This window comes from Planotetraspora thailandica (assembly GCF_016863335.1).
In the GTDB taxonomy this organism is placed as follows: Bacteria; Actinomycetota; Actinomycetes; order Streptosporangiales; family Streptosporangiaceae; genus Planotetraspora; species Planotetraspora thailandica.
Genome location: NZ_BOOR01000010.1, coordinates 291,078 through 316,175, shown reverse-complemented (window position 1 = coordinate 316,175; position 25,098 = coordinate 291,078). Strand labels below are relative to the sequence as shown.

Below are 25,098 nucleotides of genomic sequence, written 5' to 3'. Positions count from 1 at the left end.
TCGCCGTAAGTGCGCCGGAATCCCCTGATCACTTACGGCATACGCCCGGTACGAGCGGATCTTCGGAGCTTGGAGGAAACGGCACGGGCCGGCACCTGAGAGGTGCCGGCCCGAGATGATCGCGTTTAGCTGAGGTCAGCGGACGTCGACGTAGTCGTCGAGGCTGTAGGCGTTGACGTACCTGGAGTTGGGGGTGAACCAGGCGGCCGCCCAGTAGCCGTCCTTGTTTGCCTTGAACTTCTTGCTGAACTGGCCCTTGGTGTTGGTGGTGGTGTAGCCGAGGTACTTGTAGGTCTTGGCGCCCTTGGCCCGGTGGTAGATGTACACCCGGGTCTTGGACTTGCCGACGAACTTGCTGCCCGACAGCGTCTGCATCGTGCCCTTGACGGTCGCGTAGCTCCCCTTGCGGATCGGCTCAGGGGCGGCGTTGAAGCTGACGATCCGGGTCTCGATGCGCGAGTAGTGGACCGTCTTGCTGTAGGCCGCCTGGTAGTCGGTCTGGGCGGGGAAGTACAGCCGCCAGTAGCCCTTGGGGTGCTGCACCCACCCGGTGATGTCGAACGCACCGCTCTTGCCTACGGTGAAGTACCCCAGGTTCTTCCAGCCGCTGCTGCCGTTGCTCGACTGCTGCACGTAGATCTTCCGAGTGGCGGGCAGGACGCTGCTGCTGCTGGACATCTGGCCCCGGAACCGCAAGTCGGAGAACTCGTCCAGCCCGCTGCTGGACAGGCTTACGGTGACCTTGTTGACGACGTCGACGGTGAAGGTGGCCTGAGACGAGACGAGGAACGGGTTGAGCTGTTCGCTCGGCGTGACGGTTATGTGCCAGGTGCCGTCGTTGTTGAGGATGAAGGGATAGGTGAGAGTAAAACGGCCGTCGGAGCCTGACCTGGCATTGGCGTAGTCGTAGTCGATGCTCACCAGAACTCCGGGAGCAGGCTTCCACGTTGCGCCGTCGAGATATTCGACGATGCCGCTCACGACGAGTTTTGTCCCGTAGTTGAACCGCTGCGCCGTCTTGTCCAGCCTGACGCGCGTCTCGTACAGCCGAGATGGGATCGCGGCTGAATAGATGGTGATCAGGCCGAGGGCGTTGGGGTCGTAGGCCTCGACCTGTATGGCCACAGGCTCGCCCGGTGTACTGGCCTGCGCCGCCATGCTGATCCGGTAGCTTCCATCGGAAGCCGTCAGCTTGGAGACCACGTAGTTCCCGACGGTCAGCCGCACCTCCGTGCCTGCGAGCGGTGTCTCGTCCCCGGTCCGCGGATCGAAGGCGACAAGCGTGCCGGTCGCGAGCACCTGCGAATGCTGGAAGTCGAGCGTCGCGGGGGTGACCGCCTGCTGCTTGACCCGGGTCATGCGTCGGAAGACGACGTCGGTGGCCGCTTGCGCGGTGGTCTCGTCGCCGTCGGTGTCCGTGACGGTGACACTCAGGGTGTAGTCGCCGTACGGAAGATCCTTGAGCCGCGCCGACTGCCAGACGCCGTCCTTGGCGGTGCCGGAGAACAGCTGCAATGTTTCCACGGTGGTGGTGCCGTCCGTGGCGGTGAGGGTCGCGCTCACCGTGGTGATGTCGGAGTCGGACGAAGCCGCGACCTCCAGGATGCCGCTGTCCCCGCCGACCATGCCCACCTTGGTGACGGTGGGTGCAACCGCGTCACCCTCGTGCGTCGGCGTCGGCGTCGGCGTCGGGCTCTCGGGGGCGGTCGGGGTCTCACTGGGCGTCGGGGTGTCGGTCGGCGTCGGGGTGTCAGTGGGTGTCGGGGTGTCCGACGGTGTCGGGGTGGGCTCGGGAGCCGGGCTGTCCGTCGGAGTCTCTGCCGGCGTGGGGCTCGGGGTGGTCGTCGGGCCGGTGGACGGAGCGGTCTCCGAGGGGGTCGCCGTGATCGACGGCGTGGGCTCGTCGTCCGCGTGGGCCGCGGGCCCGACGAGCAGGGAGGCGGACAGAGCCGCCGAGAGCACCGCAGAGAGGGTGGTGGTGCTTCTCACGGGGATGGATTCCTCCAGAAAGGCATGAAGCAGGCAAGCAGGGGTTCGGCTCGCGCTGTGAATACGGGGGTGGCAGGCACTCTCGCCGCATTCCGTACAGTTGGACGCGCCGGAACGATCTAGAGATTACCGACAAGCCCTGACATTTCGACAACAAAATTATTTCGACGACGCCGACGGCCTGATAACTGGACGGATCGGCGACACGTGCGCCGGCGAATGCCGGGGGCCCGGACCGCTGAGCGATCCGGGCCCTCACGCACGATGACGGGCTAGTTCGAGAAGTAGATGTACTTCCAGGCCCCGTGGGTCGTGCTGTTGACGTTGTCGCCGGAGGACTCGTTGATGTACGACGAGCGCACGCGGGCGCGGATGCCGGATGCGCCCGGCGCCCCGAGGGTGACGGTGGACCTGCCGCTGGTGCTCAGCCGGAAGTACTCCCAGGCGGCGTCGTACCACCTGCCGCCGACGTACACCTGCACCTGGAACCGCTGGGAGCGGCCCTTGTAGTAGGACATCGTCGTGGTGAACCGCGGCGACGTCCTCTTGTGGAAGTAGTAGTACGCCGTGGAGCCGATCTTCCCGGTCTTGTAATGCCGGGAGACCGACGTGGAGATCCTCACCCGGGCGTACGCGGTCGACTTCACCGACTTCGGCGCGTAGCGGGAGTCGCCGGAGAAGACGGCGGTGACGGAGGTGTCGCGCGTCATGTCCAGGGTGACCGACAGGTTGCCCTTGGAGTTGACCGTGCCCTTTTTCACCAGCTTCTTCGGCCGGTCCGAGCCGTACGGGTCGGCCCAGATCTCGACGGTCCGGTTCTTGTACGTCGTGCCGAGGTGCGCGGTGAACGACACGTCCGTGCCGTAGGCGTACACGCTGCCGTTGCGGTTCAGCGTGAGGGCGGGGGTCGCGCGGGACACGGTGACCGAGGCGGAGGCGGAGGCCGGGGTGTGGGTGGCGTCACCCGCGTAGGACACCTTGTAGGTGACCTTGCCTCCCGCCGGCGGGGTGTCGGTGAACGAGAACGCGCCGTTCGCGCCGAGGGTCTTCGTCCCGAGGGACCTGCCCGCCGGGGACTCCGCGTCGGTACGGGTGACGGCCAGCGGCGTCCCCGCCGGAAGCGGAAGGGTCGCGGTGAGCGTGCCCTTGACGGTGAGCGGCTTGGCGCGGGTGGCCGTCGCGGGCGCGGTGACCGTCAGGGTGGGCACCGACATGGTGGGCTCGGTGAGCACCCGCAGCGAGTGCACGCCTTCGTAGTTCCGGGACACCGCGAACAGGCGTCCTCCGTCCGGCTCCCAGGCCAGGCCTTCGGCCTCCAGGCTGTCCGCGCCGCTGATCGAGGGGCTCGTGTCGGGGAAGTCGTAGAGGCGGACGGCGCTTGTGGAACCGGCCGTGAAGACGTACACGTCGGGGTCGTACGGAGTGTCGCTGCCCGCCGCGACGGTGCCGTCGGACGCGACGGCGACCGCGTTGGGGAAGAACTCGGTGGGGTACGGGCTCTCCGCGGTGAGGTCCGACGTCTGCCAGACGCGATGCGTGTCCCCCAGGCCGGCCGTGATGAGACGGCCGGCGTCGGGGGTGAGCGCGAGGTCCGCGATCCGCTCATACCCCGGGTGGGCGAGTGCCGTACGGGTCGCCGTACCGCTCGTGACGTCGTAGACGGCGAGCGTGTTCGACGAGTTGAACGGGTCGCCGGCGGCCAGGACGCCGGGCGCGCCCGGCGTGGCGGCGAGCACCGGGGCGGCGCGCCAGCCGCTGTCGCCGTCCTGCCCCAGAACGACCACGGGCTCGGTGCCCGACAGGTCGAGGGAACCGAGGTCGCCCGCCTCGCCCTCGCCGTACCCGAACCAGACCTTGCCGCCCGCGAGGGCGAGGTGTTCCGGGCTGGTGGCGTCGCCCGTCGCGTACCGGGCGGTCGGGGTGACGGTTCCGGTGTCGACGGACACGATGGCGTGGTCGCCGGGCACGGCGGCGTAGAGCTGCCCCGAGTCCGCGGACAATGCGAGGCCGTGGACCTTGGGAAGGCCGGTCACGGTGCCCAGGACGGTGCCCGCGTAGTCGGTGGCGACGACCTTTCCGCTGTACGGGTCGCTGACGAAGATCTTCTTGTGGAGGCCGTCCACGACCATGTCGCCGAACGAGCTCAGCGGCAGGACCTTGCTGGAGTCGGCTGCCGCGGCCCCCGCCGTACCTGTGATCAGTGCGGCCGAGCCGAGTAAGGCCGCGAGCGTGGTCGCGGCCGTGAAAGTGCGCTTGCGTGACAAATAGAACTCCCCGCGTTGAGACCGGCCTGAAGATCAAGGCACGGGAGATTGCATACTAGGACACGCCAGCGACAAAAACGGAGATGGCCGGTTGATACATCAAATGGTGACCATCTCGTAGGATTTCCCGGTGCGATCTCTCCGCTGAACTCGCGGCCGGAGTTCAGGACAAAGACAAGGCCTGGGCGTTCTTACGCCGTTTTGCCGAGGAGTGGCGCCCGTCGGACGGCTGCGAGAATCAGGCGGTGGTCGCGGAGGCCGTGCCGGTCGAATCGCCCCTGCTCGCCGACCCTCGGGTGATTTACCGGTTCGATCCGGGCGGCCCGCTGCGAAACGACTGGAGGCCGTTCCTCTCGCGATTTTCCGTCGCGTGCGTCGAGATGGTGCTGAGCGAATGCCTTTTCGGCGAAGCCGGCCACGCACATACGGAAACTCCTGCCCGGCGACCGGCTCATGGCGGACTGACGGTGTGCGGTCAGGGCTGGCCGTCGAGTGCCTCGCGGAGCTGGGCGCGCGAGGTGATGCCGAGCTTGGGGAAGATCCGGTAGAGGTGGGTGCCGACCGTGCGGTGTGACAAATAGAGCTGCTGGCCGATCTCCCGGTTGGAGAGCCCGTCCGCGGCCAGCCGGGCGATCTGGAGCTCCTGTGCGCTGAGCCGGTCGGAGGCCGCCGGGTCACGGCGGTCGGCGGCCTCGCCGGAGGCGCGCAGCTCCTGGCGGGCCCGTTCAGCCCAAGGCGGCATGCCGAGCGCGTCGAACACCTCCCGGGCCGCGCGCAACGGCACGCGCGACTCGACGACGCGCCGCCGCCGGCGCAACCACGCGCCGTAGGCGAGCAGCAGGCGGCCCCGGGCCATCGGCCAGCGGGACAGGTCGGCGTCGAGGGCGGCCTGGTAGAGCGTGTCGCTGTCGGCGAGCACCGCATGAGCGTGGCGCAGACCCACGTGAAGGAGAGGCGACGGGGTCAGGGCCGCCGCCTTTTCCAGCTCCGCCAACGCCGCCCTCGCCTCCTCGGCGTGGCCGGCGCCGGCGGCGGCTTCGGCGAAATCGTCGACCGCCCACCAGCGGATGACGGGGTGGTAGGCCGGGTCGCCGACCCGGAACATCCGCCGCAGGTGGCCGTACGCCTCGGCGTGCTGCCCGGCGCACAGCGCGGTCACGCCGCGGGCCATCTGCAGCAACGCCAGGTCGGCGCTGCTCGCCATGGGGACGAGCACCCGTTCGGCCTCCGCGGCGAAGGATCCGGCGGCGTCCCACTCGCCGCGCAGCCCGGACAGCAACGCCATGGTGACCCGTGCCGCCGCCGCCCAGCGCGGCTGGCCGGTCTCGCGGGCCAGCCGCTCGGCCTCCTCTGCGGCGCACATCGCCGCCGTCCAGTCCGTCTGCCGGACCGACACGTACGCATGCGAGACGAGTGTCTGGGCGAGCAGGCCGAGCCTGCCCTGGGCGCGCAGCCCGGCGATCGCCGTCGTGAGGAACCCGGTCGCCAGGTCGAAGGCGCCGACGAAGGTGGAGGCCATGCCGAGGAGCCGGGTGGCCATGGGGTCCGCGTCGGCGTGGAGCTTGGACAGCCGTTCGATGACCGTCGCCCCGCGTTCCACGGGGGACGCCGAGGCCAGGATCATGAGGAGCTCGGGATCATCGCCGTCCACGTGCAGCCTTTCGGCCGCGGCGACGACGCCCAGGCGCGTCTTCGGGCCGGGATCGGACCACCAGCAGCGCAGAGCCGCCGCGCGGACGAAGTTCAGCGCCAGAGACCCGGCGCCTTCCGCCTCGCAGCGTGCGGCCAGCTCGACCAGCCGCCGCGACCGGGGAGCCCCTTCGCTCGGACCCTCTTCGAGCATCTCGTGGAGCCAGGTGAGACGGGCCCGTTCCACCAGTCCGAGATCGCCGGGCTGGACATGTCCGAGCAGCTCACCTGCGAGGTCGCGGCCGCCCAGCTCGAAGGCCAACTCCGCGGCGCGGAGCAGGCGCTCGCCGCGGAGCGCGGGATCCTCGCTGAGCTCCCCGGACCGGTGCAGCGCCTCCACCGCCACGCTGATCGCGCCGCGCGCCCGCGCCCGGTCCGCCACGGCCTCCAGTTCGGCGGCCACCCGCTCGTCCTGACGGCCGCTCGCCGCCGCCCGATGCCATGCCCGGCGATCGGGGTCCGCGGCGTGCGTTTCGGCCAGCGCGGCATGCGCCGCCAGCCGTTGCCCCGGCCCGGCCATCTGGTAGATCGCCGACCGTATGAGCGGGTGGCGGAACCGTACGGCCAGCGGGCCGGCCTCCACCAGCCCGGCGCGTACGGCGGGGTCCAGGGCCGAGGCGGTCGCGGGCATTCCGGTGACGGCGGCGGTGGCGGCCAGCACGTCGGCCGGCTTCCCCCCGTCGTCGGCGGCGGCGACCAGAAGCAGCGTCTGCGTGACGGCGGGCAGATCGGTGGCACGTTGGGCGAACGCCCGTTCGAGCCGGACCGTGAGCGGCAGGAGCTTCGCATTCGCCGCGAGCGGCTCCTCGTCCGCCGTCAGCGGGAGTTCGGCCAGGGCGAGGGGATTGCCCGCCGCTTCGGCCAGCACCCGCCGGCGCAGCCCGGGCGACAGCCGCGTCGGCCGCGCGTCCAGCAGGGCCTCGGATGCGGCCTGGTCCAGGCCGGTCAGGCACATCTCCGGCAGCCCGCAGACGGCCGGCCGGGTGGCGTACGGGTCGAGCAGCGCCATCAGGAGCACGACGGGCTCCGATGCCACCCTCCGGGCGACGAACCCCAGCACGTCCATGGTGGGGATGTCCAGCCACTGCACGTCGTCGATCGTCACCAGCAGCGGCCGCCGAGCCGCCGCCTCTCCGAGCAGGTTGAGCGCGGCCAGCGCGATCAGGAAGAACTCCGGCGGGCCGGTCTCGGCCACCCCGAAGGCGCTCAGCAAGGCCTCGCGCTGCGGGGCGGGCAGCTCGTCCACCGAGTCCAGCATCGGCCACAACAACTGGTGCAGACCGGCGAACGGCAGGTGCGTCTCGCTCTGAACCCCCGCCGCGCTCAGCACAGTCGTTCCGCGCGCCCCCGCCTGGCACGCGGCGGCCCCCAGCAGAGCCGACTTGCCGATCCCCGGCTCGCCGCGCAGGAGCAGTGCGCTCCCGCGATCACCGACCTGATCGAGAAGCTCTTCGATCACCTTCATCTCGTGTTCACGCCCGAAAAGCATGACCACATTCCCCTCGCATGCACGCCGATCTGTCGGCTGCCCCTTTCCAAGGCGCCCAAGCGTAGATGAGGCCTGCGTCCCTTTCAGGGTACGTATAGGCGTTAAGTCGTACGGCCATGCGGGCGCTGCCACTGTCAGTCGTCCGACGCATGCACCGCACAGGGATGGCTGTCTAACCTCGTCGCGAACTATCGGAAAGAAGGACAGTCATGACCAAACCCGTACTGGAGCCCGCCGCCCAGGCTTTCGTTGAGGCGACCGCCGCCCCGCCGTACCTGTCCGACCTGGGCCCCGTCGAGGGCCGGAGGGCCGTCGACCAAGTGCAGTCGAGCGAGATCGCCAAGCCGGCGGTGGACATCGTCGACACCGTCATTCCCGGCGGCCCGTCGGGCGAGGTCTCGGTGCGGATCCTTCGCCCGCAGGGCAGCACCGGCCCGCTGCCGGTGATCCTCTACATTCACGGCGCCGGCTGGGTCTTCGGCAACGCGCACACCCATGACCGGCTCATCCGCGACCTCGCCGTGGGCACGTGCGCGGCGGTGGTCTTCCCGAACTACAGCCTGTCGCCCGAGGCGAAGTATCCGACCGCGATCGAGGAGTCCTTCGCCGTCGCCCGGTGGATCGCCGAGAGCGGGGCGGAGCACGACCTCGACACGAGCCGCATCGCCGTCGCCGGAGACTCCGTCGGCGGTGGCATGACCGCCGCCGTGACGCTGCTGGCCAAGCAGCGCGGCGGGGTCGAATTCGTCCAGCAGGTGCTGTTCTATCCCGTGACGGACGCCAACTTCGACACCGAGTCCTACAAGCAGTTCGCCGAGGGCTACTTCCTGCGTCGGGACGTCATGCAGTGGTTCTGGGATCAGTACACGACCGACCCCGCCCAGCGCGCCGAGATCACGGCGTCGCCGCTGCGAGCCACCGTGGGCGACCTCGAGGGACTTCCGCCCGCCCTCGTGATCACCGGGGAGGCCGACGTTCTGCGCGACGAGGGCGAAGCCTACGCGGCCAAGCTGCGCGAGGCCGGTGTGCCCGTGATCGCCGTCCGGTACGAGGGCATCATCCACGACTTCGTCATGCTGAACGCGCTGCACAACACGAACGCCGCGAGGGCCGCGATCACGCAGGCGGTCGGCGTGCTCCGCGAGGCGCTGCGCGTCGACGCCTGACGACTCCCATGTCGCCGCCGTGGGCGGCTCATTGAAAATCGCGAAGCCGCTACGCCCGCGGCTCCGTCTCACATGTATGAGGGAACAGAAATGTCGCACCATCTCGACTCTCCCAACGCGCGCAAGGACGTTCGGCTGGACATCAGCGATCTGTACGTGTTCCGCGGGGAGCAGGCCACGGTGTTCGTGATGAACGTCAACCACTCCATCGCCACCGAGGTCACCGGCCACCAGGTCCCTGCGGGCTGCCACCCGGAGGCGCGGTACGAGTTCAAGATCGACACAAATGGGGACGCGGTCGAGGACCTCGGCTACCGGTTCACCTTCGGCGAGATGGGCGCTGACGGCTCCCAGACGCTGCGGTTGCACCGTCTGACCGGCGCGGAAGCGACCGACCATGATGCCGAGGGCGCGGTGATCGCCCATGGTGTGACCGGCGAGACCGTCACCACAGAGGACGGGCTGCGGCTGTGGGCCGGCAAGGCCGGCGACCCCTTCTGGATCGAGCCCGACGTGCTCCACGCGATAGGCCACGCGCTCACCGACGGCACCCGGGCCGACCTGTCATCGTGGACCCCGGCCGAGGCGAAGAACCTGTTCGCCGGGCAAACCGTGTATTCCATCGTCCTCGAAGTACCGGACGACCAGTTGCTCTCCGCGGCCGGAGCCGACAGGCGGATCGGCGTGTGGGCCGTGGCCAACCTGGCCACCGATGCCGGCGGCTGGCGCCAGATCAACCGGGCCGGGCACCCGATGATCCACCCGCTGCTCACGCAGTACGACGAGGAACTCGGCAACCGGCTCAACGCCACCCGGCCCGCCGACGACACCGTCAACTACGGCGCGATCGTCACCGACAGGGTGGCCGCGGTCGTCGCCGCCTACGGCACCGCCCAGGACCCGCAGGCGTACGGCGAGGCCGTCGCCGCGAAGCTTCTTCCCGACGTGCTGCCCTACACGGTCGGCACCTCGGCGACGTACGGCTACAACGAGCTGAACGGACGATCCCTCACCGACAACGCTCCGGACGTCATGTTCTCTCTCGCCACCAACACCGCGTTCACCATCGGCCTGACCAGGGACTCCGTCACCGCCAAGCCGATCACGCGGTTCCCGTACGTCCCTCCGGCCGCCTGACCACGCAATGTGGCGGTAACGACGATCTTTCCGCGCACATGGGCGAGATCGGCGTCAGCGGGCGGACGCGGGGAGGTCATCGGGTGTGCCGGCGCGCCGGCGTCCGAGGCCCGCGCCGAGTGCCGCGCCTCCGACCGCACCCATGGCCCAGAAGATGATCATGACGACGATGAACTCCGGACGCAGCACGTCGAGGACCGCCGCCTGCCACGTCGGCGGGACGGCGTCGCCGGTGCTCAGGTAACCGGCCCGCTCGCGCATCCAGAACACGGCCTCGGGAATGCCGACGGCGATCACTGCCACCAGGGCCGCGATCCCACCCAGAGCTCCGGCGCGCAGCCCCGACCCGAAGGATCGGTCGCGCCAGGCGGTGGCGAGCGCGACGGTGAGCAGCAGTGCGCTCGGGGCGGGGACCCAGAAGCCGAGGATGCCGCCCCGGTCATGCGCGAGCGACCAGCGCGAGGCGGCGAAGGACCCGCCCGCCACGAGGAGTGCCACCCCGGCCGCCTGTATCCACGCGCCGTGCGGCCGCCCGGTCCGAAGCGCGGCCCACGCCCCTCCGAAGGCGAACCTGCGGCGCTCGGCCGGCGGGTCGATCGCCGCGAGCTCGGACCGCAGCGCGGCACCCCACGCGGACCGGTTCTCGGGCAGGTCGGCGGTGGCCAGGTCGAGCAGGAGTTGCCAGACGTCGCGTACGGCGTGCCGGCGGCCCGCCGTCTCGGCGCGGGCGCCGAGCGCGGCTCCGAGGACGGGCCACGGCAGGGCCCAGATCAGCGCGGCGAGGAACACCTCGAACGGTATGAGCAGGTCGCCGCCGGCGAGGTTCACGACGACGGGAAAATCGCCGGGCGCCGCCAAGTAGGCGGCGCGCAACGGCAGGTGCACGGACGCGGTGCCTGCGGCGATGGTGACGAGGGCGAGCAGCCCGGCGACGGTTCCGGCTCCGAATCCGCGGGCGCGGGCCACCGCGGCGGCGGCCAGGCCGGCGAGCCCGCCGCACCCCGCCGCCGCGAGCAGTCCGAGCACGATGGACAGCAGCACCACGTCGAAGCCCCAGCGCGGGCCGTTCGTGACCGTGGCCAGGTACGCGCGCCCCAGGCCGAAGGTGAGCAGCGCCGCACCGGCGGCGACGCCGATCAGTACCGGCCACACGGGCCGTCGGGTGCCGCCTTGCAACGCTGCGCGGGTGCGGACGGCGAGAGTCCCCGCACCGCCCCGGCGTACGGCGCCACGCATCCGGGCTGCGAGCACCACGATCGCGAGTAGGGGCGCGGGCGTGAGTACCCCCAGGAAGAGGAGGAAGTCGAGCATCGAGGGCCTCCGAACGGCAGGGCGGGCCGGGGGTCGAGCGGTCGCGGGTCAGGTGGTCCTGGGCGCGAGCCGGGCCGCGCCTGGGGCGGGTGCGGCGTCGCCGGCAGGCGACGGCACGGCGACGGCGCGCGCGAGTTCGGCGCCAGCGGTGGTGAGCCGGTACAGGTGCCGGGCAGGCCGGCCGCGCGGCGGGTCGGTCTCCCAGGAGGTCTCCACCAGCCCGCGCTCGAAGAGGCGGATGAGGATCGGGTAGACCGTGCCTGCCTTCAGGCCGAGGGCACGGCACAGGTCGTAGCCGTGACTCCAGCCCGCGCCTGTCTCGGCGAGGGCGGTGAGGACGGCTGCGGTCTGCGGGGAGGGACGTCGTGCACGTGCCATGACTCCAATATCTACCTAGATAGAGTTATCGGCAAGCCCCTTCCCCTGTGGGCGCGACTGTTGCCACAGCGGCCAGGACGGCCACTGCCGTCAGGGCGCCCACACCGCTGTTTCGCGGGGATGGAAGAGCTCAAGACAGACGGGCACGGTGGTGATCGTGCCGTTGCCGTGATGCAGGGTGACCGACAGTCGATGAACCGAGGACTTGGGGCAGCCGACCTGAATGAGGAAACGATCGAACTCCGCGGCCTTCACTCCCTGGGATATCGGCACGGAGACGGAGTACTCATCCCCTTCCGGCAGGAGTTCCACGGCGTATGAGTGAGTCGGAAGGACAGGCGCCCCTGGGCCGAAACCCCCAACGCGGATCGGCACGTGAATGGGGTTCCTCATCCGCCGGAGTGACCCGTCCAGTTCGAAACGGTCGTATTCCAGGATGCCTTTCAGATGCCCGTACCCCGACCGGAAAGGGCCGACCGCTTCACGGAGGAGCTCGTTCAGCTCGTCTTCATGAAGAACCTTCTGGTCTTCGAAGAACCTTTTCTCGCCCTTGCTGAGACGCGGCCGGACGTCTTTCGGGCGGCGGCCATATGGACCGTGCTTCGGCAGGCCGTACCATTCGCCGCTGCGGCTGCCCCAGTGCAGAAGATGCGAGAGCCTCTCCACGTCCACACCTGCCTGCCGGAAGTGGTCGCTCACGTCGACATCAGGCCCTGTCAGCGCGACGCGGAAGCGAGGCTCGATCTCGTCCATCTCGTCAGGGACGATGTCGAACACCAGGGACCCGTTCATCGGAGCGCCCCAGCCGAAATTGTCGATCACGAAACTCATGTTGCTCGCGTCGCGTCGCGAGACGGCAAGCGCCGGGCGCCGGTCGATTCTGGATGACGCCACCTCGAAAACGGCTTTGTGAAAGAGGACGCTCTTGGCGGTGTTGTTCGTGACTTTGATGTCGAGAGTGGGGTACGCCATCGTGTTCGTCCACGGCGAGTACCAGTAGTCCTCCGGCTCGATCAGGCCGCCGTCTTCCTGGGATCGAAGCGACGGCACGACGGCTCGGACGATGACTTCCGACTCCCGTTCGTCGGCCTCATATCCGATGCCGAGGCCGTTCCCGACCGCCTGCGTGGCATAGGCCTCGATCCGCACAGCGATGGCATCGGCCGTGCCGTGCGAGTCGTCCGTGTTCACCAGGACGCGGTCGATCGCGTGCAGGCCGACGTGCAACACGACACCGGCCGAGTTCTCCGCCCCGCGCGGACTGAGAGACTTCTTGGCCGCGGTGAACGCGGCCGGCACCTGCAGGCCGAAGCAGAGCGAGCGATAGAGCGAGGCGAGCAGTTCCCGTGTCTCCGCATACCCGTGTTCGGCGACGCTGACGGCATATCCCGCGGCTTCTGTGGCCCTCGCGAGGTCGTCGGGCGTGTGCATGGTGTCGAGCACGATCAACCGTAGGACGGGGTGTCGCGTGCCCAGGATGCTCGGCAGCGTGTCCACCGCCAGTGGCGGCTCGTCTTCCTCGTCAAAGAGCGACCAGTGTGCGTGACGAGCGCCGACGACGTGCACGATCTGCGGCCGATGTTCGTCGATCGCCTCGACGAGGTCGCCGGCGCTCCGTAAGGCATAAGGAACGGCGGCGAAGAGCCTCTTCCCTGTGGACATCGTCACCAGGGAGGAAAGATATTGCGCCGTCTCGATCAGAGAGTCTTCGACGTCGCCTTCGTACCGCGCGTTCACCACCAACACCTTCAAATCCGTGGCGGGCGGACCGTCGGTATCCTCCTCTGGAATGGAAGCAGGCGCCGGCGCCGCTCGCGCCACCCGCAAGCGCTCCCGCCACGCCTCCTTCGAAAAGAGAAAAGGACTGACCTCGGAGAACAGGCTGTTCCTGTCCGCGTGTTCGATGAGAATGTCGATCACCGCCATGAAAGCGGCGTCCGATCGCGGCAGATGGCGACCGTGTTTCCAGTCGCTGATCCGTTTCGCGTCGACCTTCCAGGTGGCGCGAGGCGACCTCCGCGTGCTGGCGCGCGCGGCGATTCGATCCAGTGGCAGATTCGCGAGATCGACCAACTCGGCCAACCGCGCTCCGAATATGGCACGAGCACCGACGCCTTCGATGTCTTCCACTCCCGCATTTTCGCCCCTGGTCCGGATCCGGTCCAGATATCCGGAACAAGCCACTCACCTGCGGCGACACCCCATATGGGCGGAAGTTCGCTGGACGGCCGGCACGCCTGGCTCCGTCAATGGCGGTAGCCAGTTCTGCCGCGCTTTGGAGGCAAGATGTCGGCCGGTGTCCTCACGTTTCTCAGCAATGTCAGTCTCGTCGTGGTGTCCGCCGCCTGCCTGCCACGAGCGATCGCGCACTTGATTCGCGCCTGCGTTCCCGTTGTCACCGCATTCGACGAACTCCGAAGGGCGATCGCCGCTGAGGAGGTCGCGCGAGACGGTGAAGATTGCGCGCCTGACGTGGACGGCATCGCAAGCGGCGACGAAACGAATTCCAATGAGAACCATCAGTGAATTCGCATTCGAAGGCCGATATCGATTTACGCAATCTGTCGCACGCGCCGTCGCCGATCCGGCTGGGGCGTCTTCCCCCAGTCCGCCCTTCCACAACGATGCACAACCACAGAGGACACAATGGTGCATATGACCAAGCGGCTCGCCAAGGTCGTCCAGACCTGCTCCGGCTACCCGTCCCAGTGGGACGCATGGACCACCGATGGCCAGTACCTCTACCTTCGTTATCGCCATGGCGTCGGCAGCGTCGAGCGCCAACCCGATCAGGATGTCGATAGTTGGGGCGCGAACCCGGCGAGCATGCTCCGAGAGTGGAACGACGGCACCGACAAGGGCGTGATCAGCCTGGAAGACTTCCTCACCGCTGCCGGGCTGGAGTTGGCAGCCGGGGCGGACGTGTCATGACCGATTTTGTGGGGTTCCTCAGCGCCCGCCTTGATGAGGACGAGCGACTGGCGCGAGCGGTCCGCGGGGGCAACTGGTTGATGACCCGCCATGGATGATGCACGGGTTCGGCAGGATAGAGCGACGGGACCTGTCCCGGTGCGTCGAGGGCTGAGAGTCATGGCCGCCTGGTACGCGGGAGCTTTTGCGGTGGCGATGGCAGTCGTCGTTCTATTTCTGTTGGTAGGGGTGGATGACCAGCCTGAACCGTTCCAGTCGTGTGCTGCTAAAACGCTGGAGTGCTGGAGGACGTCCAGAACAGACATTTTCATATTCGCCGTGATTGTTGGTGTGCTGCTCCTGCTCGCCAGTCTGCCTGGATCGCTGGTGGCGTTGGCCATCATGACTGGGAGTCGGGTGCGCTCGGCGATGGTCACCGGTACGGTGGCCGCGTTCGCTGGGTGGTTCTCCTGCACGTTGGGTGTGCTGTGGATCGGGGGAGTAGGCGTCCCTTGGCTTTAGGGCGTCTTTGGCCGCTCCGGGGCGAGCCGCGCCAGGTCAGGATCTCGGTACGGCAGGCGACACCACTCGGTGAGCATCGGAACGTCGATCTCGAATGCCGCTACGGGCCGTCGGTAGCTGCCGCGAACCCGCTTCGGGGCGCCCTGGAAATGACCTCTGACCGCCTCACCTGTTACCACCCAGGGGACGCAGGGGCCACTTCTCCCTCGCTGGGACATGACGGGAAAACTTCCGCGGAGCTGTAAGCGCCGTGGCGACCATATGGCCGGATCCGGCGCCGAGCCCCGCCCCGGGGTGGGTCGAAGCCCCGATGTGCCACAGACCATGGACCGCGGTCGCGTGCCGCCCGGATGAGGGCAGCGGACGCCACAAGTAGCTCTGGTCGAGCTCGCTGGAACCGCCGTACGGGTCGCCGTCGACCGCGTTCGGGTTGTAGGCGGCGAGCTGGACAGGTGTGATGACGTCGATGGCGAGAACCTTGTCGTGCAAGTCAGGGGCGTGCCGGGCGATCTGATCGAGAATCCTTCCGGCGAATCCACGGGCCAGTTCCAAGGTCCATCCCTGGGTGGCGTCCAGCTCGCCTGCCGAGTCACCGCGCGGCGCGAACGGCACCTCCTGCAGTTGCAGCCACAGTGCGGCGGCCCCGGCGGGCACCCTGCCGGGATCAATGACGTACTGCTGCCCGACGACCACGGTGGGCCGCCGGGGTAGCAGCCCGGCCTCCGCCTCCGCGCAGGCGATTCCGATGCTGCTCGAGCCGTCGGACACATGAACGAGCGGCACCCTGTTCAGGCGTTCGTCCCGCCAGCCGATGGGCTGAGACAGCGCCACATGGACCTGCATCGCCGCCCGGCCGTACCTGAAGCGCGCCGCCTCCTCGCGCAGCTGTGGGTTCACCGCCCCCTCCGGAAGGAGGTCACGGTACAGCGCGATGGGTGACACGGAGGCGAGTACAGCACGGCGGGCCCGGATCGTGCGATCTTCCGACATCACCCCGGCGGCGCGGCCCTGCTCGATGAGGATGCGCTCCACGTTGAAGCCCGTCACCACTTGTACGCCGAGCGAGTCCAGCAATGACCTGAAAGCGTCCACGAACCGGCTCGCCCCTCCGGCGACCACCGGGAGTCCGAACCCGTGCAGGGTGGCGGCGAACAGCGGGATCATCAGCCCGCCTGAGGCATGGTCTGGGGACAGCCCCGCGTGCAGCAACCACGGAGCGAAGAGATGGTCCACCTCATCGCCGTGGAACTCCGCCCGCGTGTACCCCCGGCCGGTGGCGGCAACGGCGCGCAACCACCGCTCCGCCCCGGCGAGCCCGCCGGTGCGCAGGAGCCCCGCGATGTGCCGCAGTAGCGCCGGCGAGCGGAGTTCGCTTCCCATCAGCCCGCCGATCGGCCCGATGTTCTGCTCCAACCGGTGCAGAGCGGCCAGGTAGGCGGCCTGGTCGGACTCGTGAGCGAAACCCGCGACGGTGCGTGCCGGATCGCGGTGCACGAGCGTGACCCGGCCATCGTTGGCCACGCTAGCCGAGACCCAGTCGTCGGTGTTGCGGTACTCCAGTCCGTGTTCATGCAGCAGCCCACCGAGCGTCGCGTAGGCCGGACCGGAGACGAACAGCGGATGCCAAGAGGAGTAGGTGTCATGCAGATAGCCGGGCAGGGTGCGCTCTTCGGTGGCGATGAACCCGCCGATATACCGGTTCCGCTCGACCAGCACGACCGACCACCCGGCCTTGGCGAGCTCCGCCGCAGCGACCAGACCGTTGATCCCGGAACCGATGACGATCGCGTCGCTTGCATCGGGCACGCTGTCCTTGAGCATGGTTCCCTTCCTTCCCATATCCGGTGCCTGCGGCTGTCGGCCGCACGGGGGACGCGAGCCAGGGTCACAGGACGATCTCGGCCAATCCCACCTGGGATCGCCGTAGCGAGCTGTGGTCGCTGTGTCGGCAGGCTTGTGGCAGTCCCGCATCTGGAACGGCGGAAACATCGGCTGCTGGCGGATGCTGCATATCCTGCGCACCCTGACTCGCACGTTTGTCGTTTAAATGACGGAAGTCAAGCGTTCGCCGTGGCGCCTGAAGCCTGAGCTGCCGCAGGGCTGGTGCACGGCTGAACACCCGATTGCTGCGAGTTTGTCAATCTTTCCGCCTATATTGTCACATATAACATTTATCGCGACCATTGCCCGACTTGACTCAGGATCGGGCGCTCGTGGCGATCGCATCGCGCTGACCTAACGATCAAGGGCCTGATCGCTGTCTCCAGTGATCAGGCCCTTGACCTGTAACTTCCGAGTCGGGGTGGCGGGATTTGAACCCACGGCCTCTTCGTCCCGAAGGAAGCCGGGGGACGTCGCCATCGGCGTTGATGCTGGCTCTCACCTGCGCGGGTGAGCGCTCGGTGATCGCCGCTGTTAGCCGGTGTTCGCGGCGGTTGCCACTCAGTTAGTCACCCAAAATCGGGGTGCTGACCTGCGGTTTCAGCGGCCGAATTTACTCGGTTTTGTCCTTGGGCTTCACGAAAGTACCGCGCCCCTGGATCGCGATCACCAGACCCTCTTCGCGAAGGATCGCGATGGCCTTCCGGACCGTGTCTCGGCCGACCTCGTGGATCTGCATAAGCCGTGACTCGGCGGCAGCGGGGGCGGGGAGGTACGGCGATCCGCCCTCATGGCCTTAGGCAGGAGCTCAGTTCACCGGTGGCGCGCTGTCGGCGATGCTGACCTTGAGCTGCGCGGTCGAGGTCAGCACGCTTCCCACCGGGGCCTTGGCCTTGGTGGCGTCGACCACGACCGACCGCTCGCCGAGGAACTGGTAGGTCTTCGGATCGAAGATGTATTCCTCCCGGATGCCCTCTTCCTTGATGTCCAGGGCCGCTGCGACGCCCTTGCGACCGGCCGCGTCTCTGGACTCCTTGACCGACTTGACGCCGGGGATGGTGGCTGCCGCCGCCTCGGTTGGCGCACGTGAGATCGGTGAGTGCACCCATCAGCAGGCCGCCCAGCTACGCGCCAGCACATCGACACTTATTGCCATGCCCAACACCACGGCGCGGTCCGTGAGCTCGATACCATCCGCGACCACATCCGGCCTGCCGTTAAACGAAGCTGCTACCAGGTACACGCGATTACGAAAGCCTTGTAACACGTGGGTTTGGGCCGACATGCTTGATCGCATGGAGTTCTTCGAAACCCCACCGCGACGCGACATGGAGTCGGAGCCGGAGCCGGAGATTGTGCCCCCGCCATGGTTCGGACCTCCCGACGACATGCTGGGCGGCGTCGTCCCCATCGAGAAGATGCTGTTCCAGAGTGACGCGATCGCCGTCGCGCTGTCCAGCGCGATGGCGTTCTCGGAAGGGGTCAAGCTGTACGTCCAGCTCGCGGCCCGCCGTACCACCGAGATGGACGAGGAGAGTTGGTGGCGTAGGCAGGACACGGTGTCCGGACGGGTCCATCATCCGATCCGCCGTGGGGAGCCGCTGTCGGCAGAGGTCCTCCGGTTTGGGGTCCGTTTCCACGACGGCACCAAGGCGACGACGGTGGACAGCAGGCCATACTTCTGGGAGTGGCCGCCGCCTCAACCGGACGGGCCGATCCTCACGGAGGCCGAGGGCGGGGGCGGAGGCGGCAGCGATCGGAGGTTCCGGTTCGGCTGGACCATGTGGCTCTGGCCGCTGCCGCCGGCCGAGCCCTTCGAGTTTGCGGTGGAGTGGCCCGCCTGGGATGTGCCGCTGACCTTCACCACGGTCGACGGCGCGGCCATCGCCGCCGCTGCGCACCGGGTGCAGCCGTACTGGCCCTGATCGTCCCTCCCAGCCCGACTGGGGACTGGGCGTGCCGCTGACCGTGCAGTGCACTCGTTCTGCTGGGTCTATCCGTCAGCAGCCGCTCAAGATCGTTTCTCTCAGAATTCTCCCAAGCTCTCCCACGGCAGAAGGATCGGGAGCCTGCGGGGCCGGGGGGGTACGCTCGGCCCTATGAGCGCTTAGCCGATACACGATCCTCGCTACGATCCCGAGGTGATCCTGGCGAGCCTGCCGGAGAAGTATCGGCCGCTTTTCCTGGACCAGTACCGCGCAGCCGTCGACGCGGTGCGGGAGCCTGGCCAGTACCACCAGCTCCCCGAACTCCTATACGTGTGGTGGCTGAAGTCGCCTACAACGACCCCGAACACGAGGCCGCGCGGCAGGCCGTGGGCAACTCACTCGCCGCCGGGCGGTCGGTGATGACCGGCCCGCCGGCCTGACGTGCCCTGCTCCCGTCGGGAGCGGGGCACGTCCGCACGGTGTCAGAGTCGGCGCACCGATCCGACCTCGGCGCCGTTGTCCAGCTGCCAGCGGTCGGTCGCGCTCACGGTGCCGTTCGGCCGGTCCACCTGGTTGCCGAGCACATACGTCGACGTCCAGGCCGAGGAGGTGAGCGCGCAGTCGAGGTAGCCGCGGTAGGCGTTCAGCTCGCCGTTTTGGGCGTAGGCGTAGGAGGCGCGGTAGGCGCCGGTGTCGGCGTTCTTGTCGTAGTCGGTGGCGCTGTTGCTGCTCACCGGGGGGCCGACGAATTCGGTGGCGACGAGCGCGGTCGTCGCGTTGCGCCGCTGCCGCACGTGCGTGACGATCCCGCGGTGGGTGTCGCCGCTCAGCACCACGGGATTGAAAGCGCGGTGCCGGCGGGCCGCCAGCCGCTTGGCCAGGGCGTCCGTCAGCGCGCTGCGGTCAGCGTCGAAGCCGGACCAGCCGCCGCCCGAGTTCGGGAACCACGAAAGCGGCTGGCCGGATCCGATGGCCGTCCAGGTGGCGTGCGAACCGGCGACCATGTCGAGCAGCCAGTCCAGTTGTTCCCGCCCGAGGATCGTGCCCGGGGCCCGGTACTGCCGCCCGTCGGTGAGCAGCAGATCGAGGTTCGAGCCCCACTTGACGCGCCGGTGGAGCGTCAGCTGCATCAGCCCGGACGCGGCGTCCAGCACCGGCGGGCCGCCGCGCAGCGGCATGTTCTCCCAGTACGCCTGCAACGCTGTGGCGAGCTGGGCCTTCTCCGCGGGAGTCATGCCGGGGGCGCGGCCCTGCACGTCGTTCCAGAACTCGTGGTCGTCGGGCACGGTGTAGACGGGGAACCGGGCGTGCATGTCCATCAGCGCCAGCCGCGACTTGTACTGCCCGTACCGGATCCGGTAGTCCGACAGCGACTGGATCTGCCGGGGCGGCAGGTGGCCCGGCCGGCCGAAGTCGTAGATGTAGTCGCCGAGGTACGCCACGAAGTCGATGTCGTCGCGGGTGGCGAGGTCGGCGATGCCGTTGAAGTAGAAGATCCCGCTCCCGGGCTTGGCCATGTTCTGGCAGCTCAGGATCGCGAAGCGGACCGGGACGTCGGCCGAGGGCACCGGGGTGGTGCGGGTGCGGCCGACCGGGCTGACCCAGTCGCCGGCGCGGAACCGGTAGTGGTAGGTGGTGTCCGGATGCAGGCCGGTGACGTCGACGTGCACGGACCAGGCGTGCTGCGGCTCGGCGACGAAGACACCGGTCGCATGCGGACGGGTGTCGAGGGCCTCAGGCGTTTCGGCGACCGTCCACTCGACCGGGATCGGGCCCTGGCCGTCCATGCCCAGACCTGGCTCGGTCGGCTGGGTGGTCAGACGCGTCCAGATCACGACGGCGCCCGGCAGCGCGTCACCGGAGGCGACGCCGACGGTGAAGGGGGTGGAGGGGAACGTGGTGGCGGCGGCGGAGGCCGGGGTCGCCTGCCGCAGGGCGCCGGCGCCGACGGCCAGACCGCCGGCTGCGATCGCGGCACCTCTGGCGTTGACGAGGAATGTCCTGCGACTGAGTTCGGGCATGTTCGACCCGCTTTCTGGCATAGGGAGAGGGCTAGCTACGAGTACGCGGGGCCGACGAATATCAGCCGAACCTCGTGTGGTCGCTCGACGAATTCCTCATGGCACAGCTGCCCGTGAACCGAGTTCCCCGAGCGACAGCCGCGTTTGCCGCTTTTCAGGAGGCGGGGGGATACGGCGATCCGCCCTCATGGCCTGGTGAGACGCAGAAGGCCGGTTCCGATGATCGGAACCGGCCTCTCAGCTGGTACTTCTGGGTCGGGGTGGCGGGATTTGAACCCACGGCCTCTTCGTCCCGAACGAAGCGCGCTGCCAAGCTGCGCTACACCCCGGTGCGCAGGTCGATTGCCCCTGCGCCTCGGCAAGTCTAGCGGACTTTGTGCGTGCTTGTGCGTCAGCGTGCAGGGCGGCGGGCGACCAAGGTCAACAATGTGGCCTCCGGCGGGCAGGAGAACCGAGCCGGCGCGTACGGCGAGGTCCCGAGGCCTGCGGACACGTGCAGCCAGGAGCTCTCGTGCCTGCTCAGACCCTTGACCCGCGCCCTGTCGATCCCGCAGTTGGTCACGAGGGCCCCGTAGAACGGGATGCAGAGCTGGCCGCCGTGCGTGTGGCCGGCGAGCAGCAGTTGATATCCGTCCTGGGCGAACCGGGTCATGTTCCTCGGCTCGGGCGAGTGCATGACGCCCAGCCGCAGGTCCGCGTCCGCGGGAGCCGTACCGGCGATCTCGTCGTATCGATCACGGTCGATGTGCGAGTCGTGGATGCCGCCGACGTGGACGTCGAGATCGGCGATCTTGAGCCGGGCCGTGGCGTTGTTCATGTCGAGCCAGCCGGCCTCGGTCATGGCCGCCCCCAGCTCCACCCAGGGGAGGTTGGGGATGGTCTGCCGCGGCGTGTCCCCCTTGGACGTCCGCCACAGGTAGCGGGCGGGGTTCTTGGGCCGCGGAGCGTAGAGATCGTTGGACCCGTAGACGAACAGGCCGGGCCGGTCCAGCAGGGGCTCGACGGCCCTCATGTACGGCCCGATCGCGTCGGGGTGGCCGAGTGTGTCGCCGGTGTTGACCACGAGGTCGGGCTTGAGCGAGGCGAGCGACCGCACCCAGTTGATCAGCCTGGTACGCCCAGGGGTGAGGTGGAGATCGGATATCTGCAAGATCCTGATCGGGCGCTGTCCCGGCGCCAGCACAGGAACGTCGAACCGTCGAAGACGGAACCAGTTCCGTTCCACGACGGAGGCGTAGGCGATCCCGGCAGCGCCGAGACCGAGGAGGGACAAGGGAATCGCGGCGGCTTTCCTCACACAGCCATGATGCCCGACAGCCGCGGTCCCTCCGACATAACGTGGCGAGAATCAGGGCGCTGACACGGCAAGATGGACTCATGAGTGCGTTGAAGGACAAGTTGAAGGCCGATCTTTCGACCTCGATGAAGGCCCGCGACGAGGTGCGTCTCCGGACGATCCGGATGGCCCTGGCCGCGATCAACGTCGAGGAGGTCGCGGGCAAGTCGGCCCGGGAGCTCAGCGACGACGAGGTCGTGAAGGTTCTTACCCGCGAGGCCAAGAAGCGGCGCGAGGCCTCTGAGGCATTCGCCAACGCGGGCCGCGCCGAGCAGGCGCAGGCGGAGCTCGACGAGCAGGCCGTCCTGGAGGAGTACCTCCCCGCCCAGCTGTCCGACGAGGAGCTCGGCGCGCTGGTCGACGAGGCGATCGCGGAGAGCGGCGCGTCGGGTCCCAAGGCCATGGGGCAGGTCATGAAGATCCTCAACCCCAAGGTCGCCGGCAGGGCCGAGGGCGGCAGGGTCGCCCAGGCCGTGCGTGACCGGCTCGCGAGCTGAGCCGCTTCCCGCAAAGAGGCCGTACGGCACAGCCGGGCGGATGTGCCGGACACGCGGAAGCCCTCTCCTGCGAGCGCAGGAGAGGGCTTCCGCGTCTGAGCGTCTGCCGGGCCCGGTCAGGGGGTGGGCGGCACGATCGGCCCGCCGTTGCCGGGGTCGCCAGGGTTCCCGGTGCCGGGCCCACCAGGGCCGCCCTGTCCGCCACGGCCGGGGCCGCCGTTTCCGTCGCCCTTTTCCTTCTCTGGCTTCTTGGGCGCACATAGGCCGCTACACCCGCCGAACCGCGACATGTCCGGCTTGACGAACGACGTCGCCTGGATTCCCTTCAGCGCCTCGATCATGGTGGCCTTCCAGATCGGGCCGGGGATGGTGGCGCCGAACACCGAGCCGTAGCGGACCCCGTTCATGGTCTCGCCGCTGAGCGGATACTTCACCGGCCCGCGCGGGTCGCCGAGGCTGACCGCGCCGGCGAGCTGCGGCGTGAACCCCGCGAACCACACGGTGCGGGACTGGTCGCCTGTACCGGTCTTGCCGGCCGCGTCCCTCCCGGGGATGCCGCCCACCCCCGACATCGTGCCCTTGGTGAACACGCCTTCGAGGATGTAGTTGGCCGCGTCGGCGACGGCCGGCTCGATGGCCTGCTTGCAGGTCGGCTTGTAGTTGGTGGCCTTGCCGTTCCGGTCGATGACGCTGGTGATGGCCATCGGCTTGCAGTACTTGCCGCGGGCGCCGAGCGTGGCGTACGCGCCGGCGACCGTCACCGGGTCCATCTCGTTGGCGCCGAGGGTGAAGGTCTGGACCTCACGGAGCCTGGTGCCGTCTGAACGCTTGATGCCCATCGACTTGGCGGTCCTGACCACGTCGCAGAGGCCGACCTTCCGCTCCAGCGTCATGAAGAAGGTGTTCACCGACTTCCAGGTCCCGGTCTGCAGCGTCATGAATCCGCCGCCGGCCTCGGAGTTGTGCTGCTGAACACCCGGGTCTCCGACGCCCTGCCCCTTGCAGTTCTTGAAGTCGGCGTAGGCGTGGGCCTCGAACGTGCCGCCGACGCTGAAGCCGTCGTTGAACTTCAGGCCCTCCTTGAGGGCGGTGACCAGGGTGAACACCTTGAACGTCGAACCGGCCTGGAATCCGGTGCCGCCGCCGTGGTCGGAGTCGGCGACGATGTTGTAGGAGATCTCGTTCCTCCTCTTGCTGTCGCCGAACTTGCGGCTGGACGCCATGGCCTTGATCTCGCCCGTTCCGGGTTGGACGAGCGCCTCCGAGGCCACCGGCTTGTCCGAGGTGTGGACGTACTTCTTGATGCCCCTGTCTGCGGCCTTCTGCATCCTCGGGTTGAGCGTGGTCCTGATGGTCAGGCCGCCGCGGTTGAGGAAGTCCTCGCGAGCCTTCGGCGTCTTCCCGAACTTCGGGTCGTTCCTGATCTCGTTGCTCACGTAGAGGCAGAAGTACGGGTAGGCGCTCTCCTCGCATCCACCCGGGATCGGCACGTCCTTGTAGCCCAGCTTCTTCGCCTTGGCCTTCTTCGCCTCGTCCAGCGTGATGATCTTCAGCTCGGCCATGCGGTCGAGCACCGTGTTCCGTCGCTCGAGCAGGCGGTTGCTGGCCGCCTTGCCCCGGTTCGGGTCGGTCGCGTTCGGGTCCTGTACGGCTCCCGCCAGCGTGGCCGCCTCGGTCAGGTTGAGCTTGGAGGCGTGCTTGCCGAAGAACCGCTGGGCCGCCGCCTCGATGCCGTACGCGCTGGCGCCGTAGTAGGCGATGTTCAGGTAGCGGTTGAGGATCTCGTCCTTGGTGTACTTCTGCTCGATGGCCATCGCGTACCGGATCTCGTTGAGCTTGCGCGAGACCGTGGGCGCGACGGCTGCGGCCTTCTCCTTGTCGGTGATGGCCGTGTTGTACAGAACCTGCTTCACGTACTGCTGGGTGATGGACGAGCCGCCCTGGGTCACCCCGCCGGTGGTGAGGTTCTTGATGAGCGCGCGGCCCGTGCCCTCGAGGTCGAGCGCGCCGTGCTCGTAGAAACGGAAGTCCTCGATGGCCACGATCGCCTTCTGCATGATGGGCGCGATCTGGTCCAGCGAGACGGAGACGCGGTTCTGCGAGTAGAACTGCGCGAAGGGCTTGCCGTTCGCGTCGAGCAGCGTCGTCTTCTCGGGAAGCGGGGGTTCCTTCAGGTCTTCCGGTGCCAGCCGCAGGGCCTCGGTCGCGGCCTTGACCGTCACGCCGGCGCCGCCTACGGCAGGCAGTGCGACGGCGGCAGCGAGCGCACCGGCAACACCTGCAGCCACGATGAGCCGCAGCAGATTTCCGAACGCGGACGCTTTGGCTTTGCCCTTAGCTTGCACGGATCAAGCGTACGTCGGAGATGTAACACGATCAGCACTAAACGCACCGGATTGCATTACCGCTACGCGGGGATGACTAGTCATTCCCGGCCACATGGCCTGACATGACCATGTAAGAAATTGGTCCCCTCAGGGACTGTCGGTCGGCTTGTCTCCTTGCGTAGGTTCTCCTTCTGCGGCAACTGCAACAAGGAGGCTCGACGCCCGCGCCCGTCGGCCGAAGTGACGACTGACC

At 68.3% G+C, this 25,098-nt stretch carries 19 protein-coding genes, 1 tRNA gene and 2 pseudogenes; 9 read left to right on the top strand and 13 right to left on the bottom strand.

All coding sequences use genetic code 11. The features are described 5' to 3' along the window. Positions 1-135: 135 nt before the first annotated feature. The 3 genes from Pth03_RS10525 to Pth03_RS10515 all read right to left on the bottom strand — a co-directional run bounded on the left by Pth03_RS10525 (position 136) and on the right by Pth03_RS10515 (position 7,431). Entirely contained in the window at positions 136-1,989 is a 1,854-nt protein-coding gene (locus Pth03_RS10525; protein WP_203943966.1) for a hypothetical protein, read from the bottom strand. A 272-nt stretch (positions 1,990-2,261) separates the two neighbouring features. After that, positions 2,262-4,253 carry a hypothetical protein gene (locus Pth03_RS10520; RefSeq protein WP_203943965.1) on the bottom strand — a complete coding sequence of 664 codons (1,992 nt, stop codon included), beginning with the start codon at positions 4,251-4,253 and terminating at the stop codon, positions 2,262-2,264. Between the two features lie 475 nt (positions 4,254-4,728). Next, positions 4,729-7,431, bottom strand: a complete 2,703-nt coding sequence (locus Pth03_RS10515; protein WP_203943964.1) for an ATP-binding protein — start codon at positions 7,429-7,431, stop codon at positions 4,729-4,731. 209 nt (positions 7,432-7,640) lie between these two features. Between Pth03_RS10515 and Pth03_RS10510 the strand changes: the two genes are divergently transcribed. Both Pth03_RS10510 and Pth03_RS10505 read left to right on the top strand, forming a co-directional pair. Next, positions 7,641-8,597: an alpha/beta hydrolase gene (locus Pth03_RS10510; protein ID WP_203943963.1), complete on the top strand. Its 957-nt coding sequence runs from the start codon at positions 7,641-7,643 to the stop codon at positions 8,595-8,597. Between the two features lie 90 nt (positions 8,598-8,687). Then, a complete protein-coding gene (locus Pth03_RS10505; RefSeq protein ID WP_203943962.1) occupies positions 8,688-9,734 on the top strand; it encodes a DUF4331 family protein in 1,047 nt (348 codons plus the stop codon). Positions 9,735-9,788: 54 nt separating this feature from the next. Here Pth03_RS10505 and Pth03_RS10500 read toward each other — a convergent pair whose 3' ends face one another. From Pth03_RS10500 to Pth03_RS10490, 3 genes are all read right to left on the bottom strand, one after another. After that, positions 9,789-11,045: a hypothetical protein gene (locus Pth03_RS10500; RefSeq protein ID WP_203943961.1), complete on the bottom strand. Its 1,257-nt coding sequence runs from the start codon at positions 11,043-11,045 to the stop codon at positions 9,789-9,791. A gap of 48 nt (positions 11,046-11,093) precedes the next feature. Then, positions 11,094-11,423: a PadR family transcriptional regulator gene (locus tag Pth03_RS10495; protein WP_203943960.1), complete on the bottom strand. Its 330-nt coding sequence runs from the start codon at positions 11,421-11,423 to the stop codon at positions 11,094-11,096. A gap of 90 nt (positions 11,424-11,513) precedes the next feature. Further along, positions 11,514-13,553, bottom strand: coding sequence for a hypothetical protein (locus tag Pth03_RS10490; RefSeq protein ID WP_203943959.1), 2,040 nt, complete (start codon positions 13,551-13,553; stop codon positions 11,514-11,516). 156 nt (positions 13,554-13,709) lie between these two features. Here Pth03_RS10490 and Pth03_RS10485 point away from each other — a divergent pair, with 156 nt between their 5' ends. The 4 genes from Pth03_RS10485 to Pth03_RS10475 all read left to right on the top strand — a co-directional run bounded on the left by Pth03_RS10485 (position 13,710) and on the right by Pth03_RS10475 (position 14,855). Continuing rightward, a complete protein-coding gene (locus tag Pth03_RS10485) occupies positions 13,710-13,949 on the top strand; it encodes a hypothetical protein (protein ID WP_203943958.1) in 240 nt (79 codons plus the stop codon). Positions 13,950-14,078: 129 nt separating this feature from the next. After that, a complete protein-coding gene (locus tag Pth03_RS10480) occupies positions 14,079-14,354 on the top strand; it encodes a hypothetical protein (RefSeq protein ID WP_203943957.1) in 276 nt (91 codons plus the stop codon). Beyond that, on the top strand, positions 14,351-14,452 hold the full coding sequence (locus Pth03_RS42465; RefSeq protein WP_373318520.1) for a DUF6221 family protein: 102 nt from the start codon (positions 14,351-14,353) through the stop codon (positions 14,450-14,452). Before Pth03_RS10480 ends, Pth03_RS42465 begins: the two co-directional genes overlap by 4 nt. A 61-nt stretch (positions 14,453-14,513) precedes the next feature. Further along, on the top strand, positions 14,514-14,855 hold the full coding sequence (locus Pth03_RS10475) for a hypothetical protein (protein WP_203943956.1): 342 nt from the start codon (positions 14,514-14,516) through the stop codon (positions 14,853-14,855). A gap of 165 nt (positions 14,856-15,020) precedes the next feature. On the opposite strand, the gene Pth03_RS10470 is transcribed toward Pth03_RS10475, so the two are convergent. The 3 genes and pseudogenes from Pth03_RS10470 to Pth03_RS10460 all read right to left on the bottom strand — a co-directional run bounded on the left by Pth03_RS10470 (position 15,021) and on the right by Pth03_RS10460 (position 17,841). Then, positions 15,021-16,676 carry a phytoene desaturase family protein gene (locus tag Pth03_RS10470; RefSeq protein WP_203943955.1) on the bottom strand — a complete coding sequence of 552 codons (1,656 nt, stop codon included), beginning with the start codon at positions 16,674-16,676 and terminating at the stop codon, positions 15,021-15,023. Positions 16,677-17,349: 673 nt separating this feature from the next. Further along, positions 17,350-17,478, bottom strand: a pseudogene (locus Pth03_RS42460) (GntR family transcriptional regulator); the annotation flags it as partial. A 66-nt stretch (positions 17,479-17,544) separates the two neighbouring features. Beyond that, positions 17,545-17,841, bottom strand: a complete 297-nt coding sequence (locus tag Pth03_RS10460; protein WP_203943953.1) for a hypothetical protein — start codon at positions 17,839-17,841, stop codon at positions 17,545-17,547. Between the two features lie 190 nt (positions 17,842-18,031). Here Pth03_RS10460 and Pth03_RS10455 point away from each other — a divergent pair, with 190 nt between their 5' ends. Further along, entirely contained in the window at positions 18,032-18,661 is a 630-nt protein-coding gene (locus Pth03_RS10455; RefSeq protein WP_203943952.1) for a hypothetical protein, read from the top strand. 216 nt (positions 18,662-18,877) lie between these two features. After that, a pseudogene (locus tag Pth03_RS42455) lies at positions 18,878-18,949 on the top strand (hypothetical protein); the annotation flags it as partial. Between the two features lie 197 nt (positions 18,950-19,146). On the opposite strand, the gene Pth03_RS10450 reads toward Pth03_RS42455, so the two are convergent. The 3 genes from Pth03_RS10450 to Pth03_RS10440 form a co-directional block, all read right to left on the bottom strand. After that, complete coding sequence (locus tag Pth03_RS10450; protein ID WP_203943951.1) at positions 19,147-20,685, bottom strand: alkaline phosphatase D family protein; 1,539 nt, start codon at positions 20,683-20,685, stop codon at positions 19,147-19,149. A 255-nt stretch (positions 20,686-20,940) separates the two neighbouring features. Next, a tRNA-Pro gene (locus tag Pth03_RS10445) sits at positions 20,941-21,014 on the bottom strand. Between the two features lie 62 nt (positions 21,015-21,076). Then, positions 21,077-21,982 carry a metallophosphoesterase gene (locus Pth03_RS10440; RefSeq protein ID WP_203943950.1) on the bottom strand — a complete coding sequence of 302 codons (906 nt, stop codon included), beginning with the start codon at positions 21,980-21,982 and terminating at the stop codon, positions 21,077-21,079. 80 nt (positions 21,983-22,062) lie between these two features. Here Pth03_RS10440 and Pth03_RS10435 point away from each other — a divergent pair, with 80 nt between their 5' ends. Further along, positions 22,063-22,518, top strand: coding sequence for a GatB/YqeY domain-containing protein (locus Pth03_RS10435; RefSeq protein ID WP_203943949.1), 456 nt, complete (start codon positions 22,063-22,065; stop codon positions 22,516-22,518). 116 nt (positions 22,519-22,634) lie between these two features. Here the strand turns inward: Pth03_RS10435 and Pth03_RS10430 are convergent, their stop codons facing one another. Then, on the bottom strand, positions 22,635-24,863 hold the full coding sequence (locus Pth03_RS10430; RefSeq protein WP_203943948.1) for a transglycosylase domain-containing protein: 2,229 nt from the start codon (positions 24,861-24,863) through the stop codon (positions 22,635-22,637). Positions 24,864-25,098 lie beyond the last annotated feature (235 nt).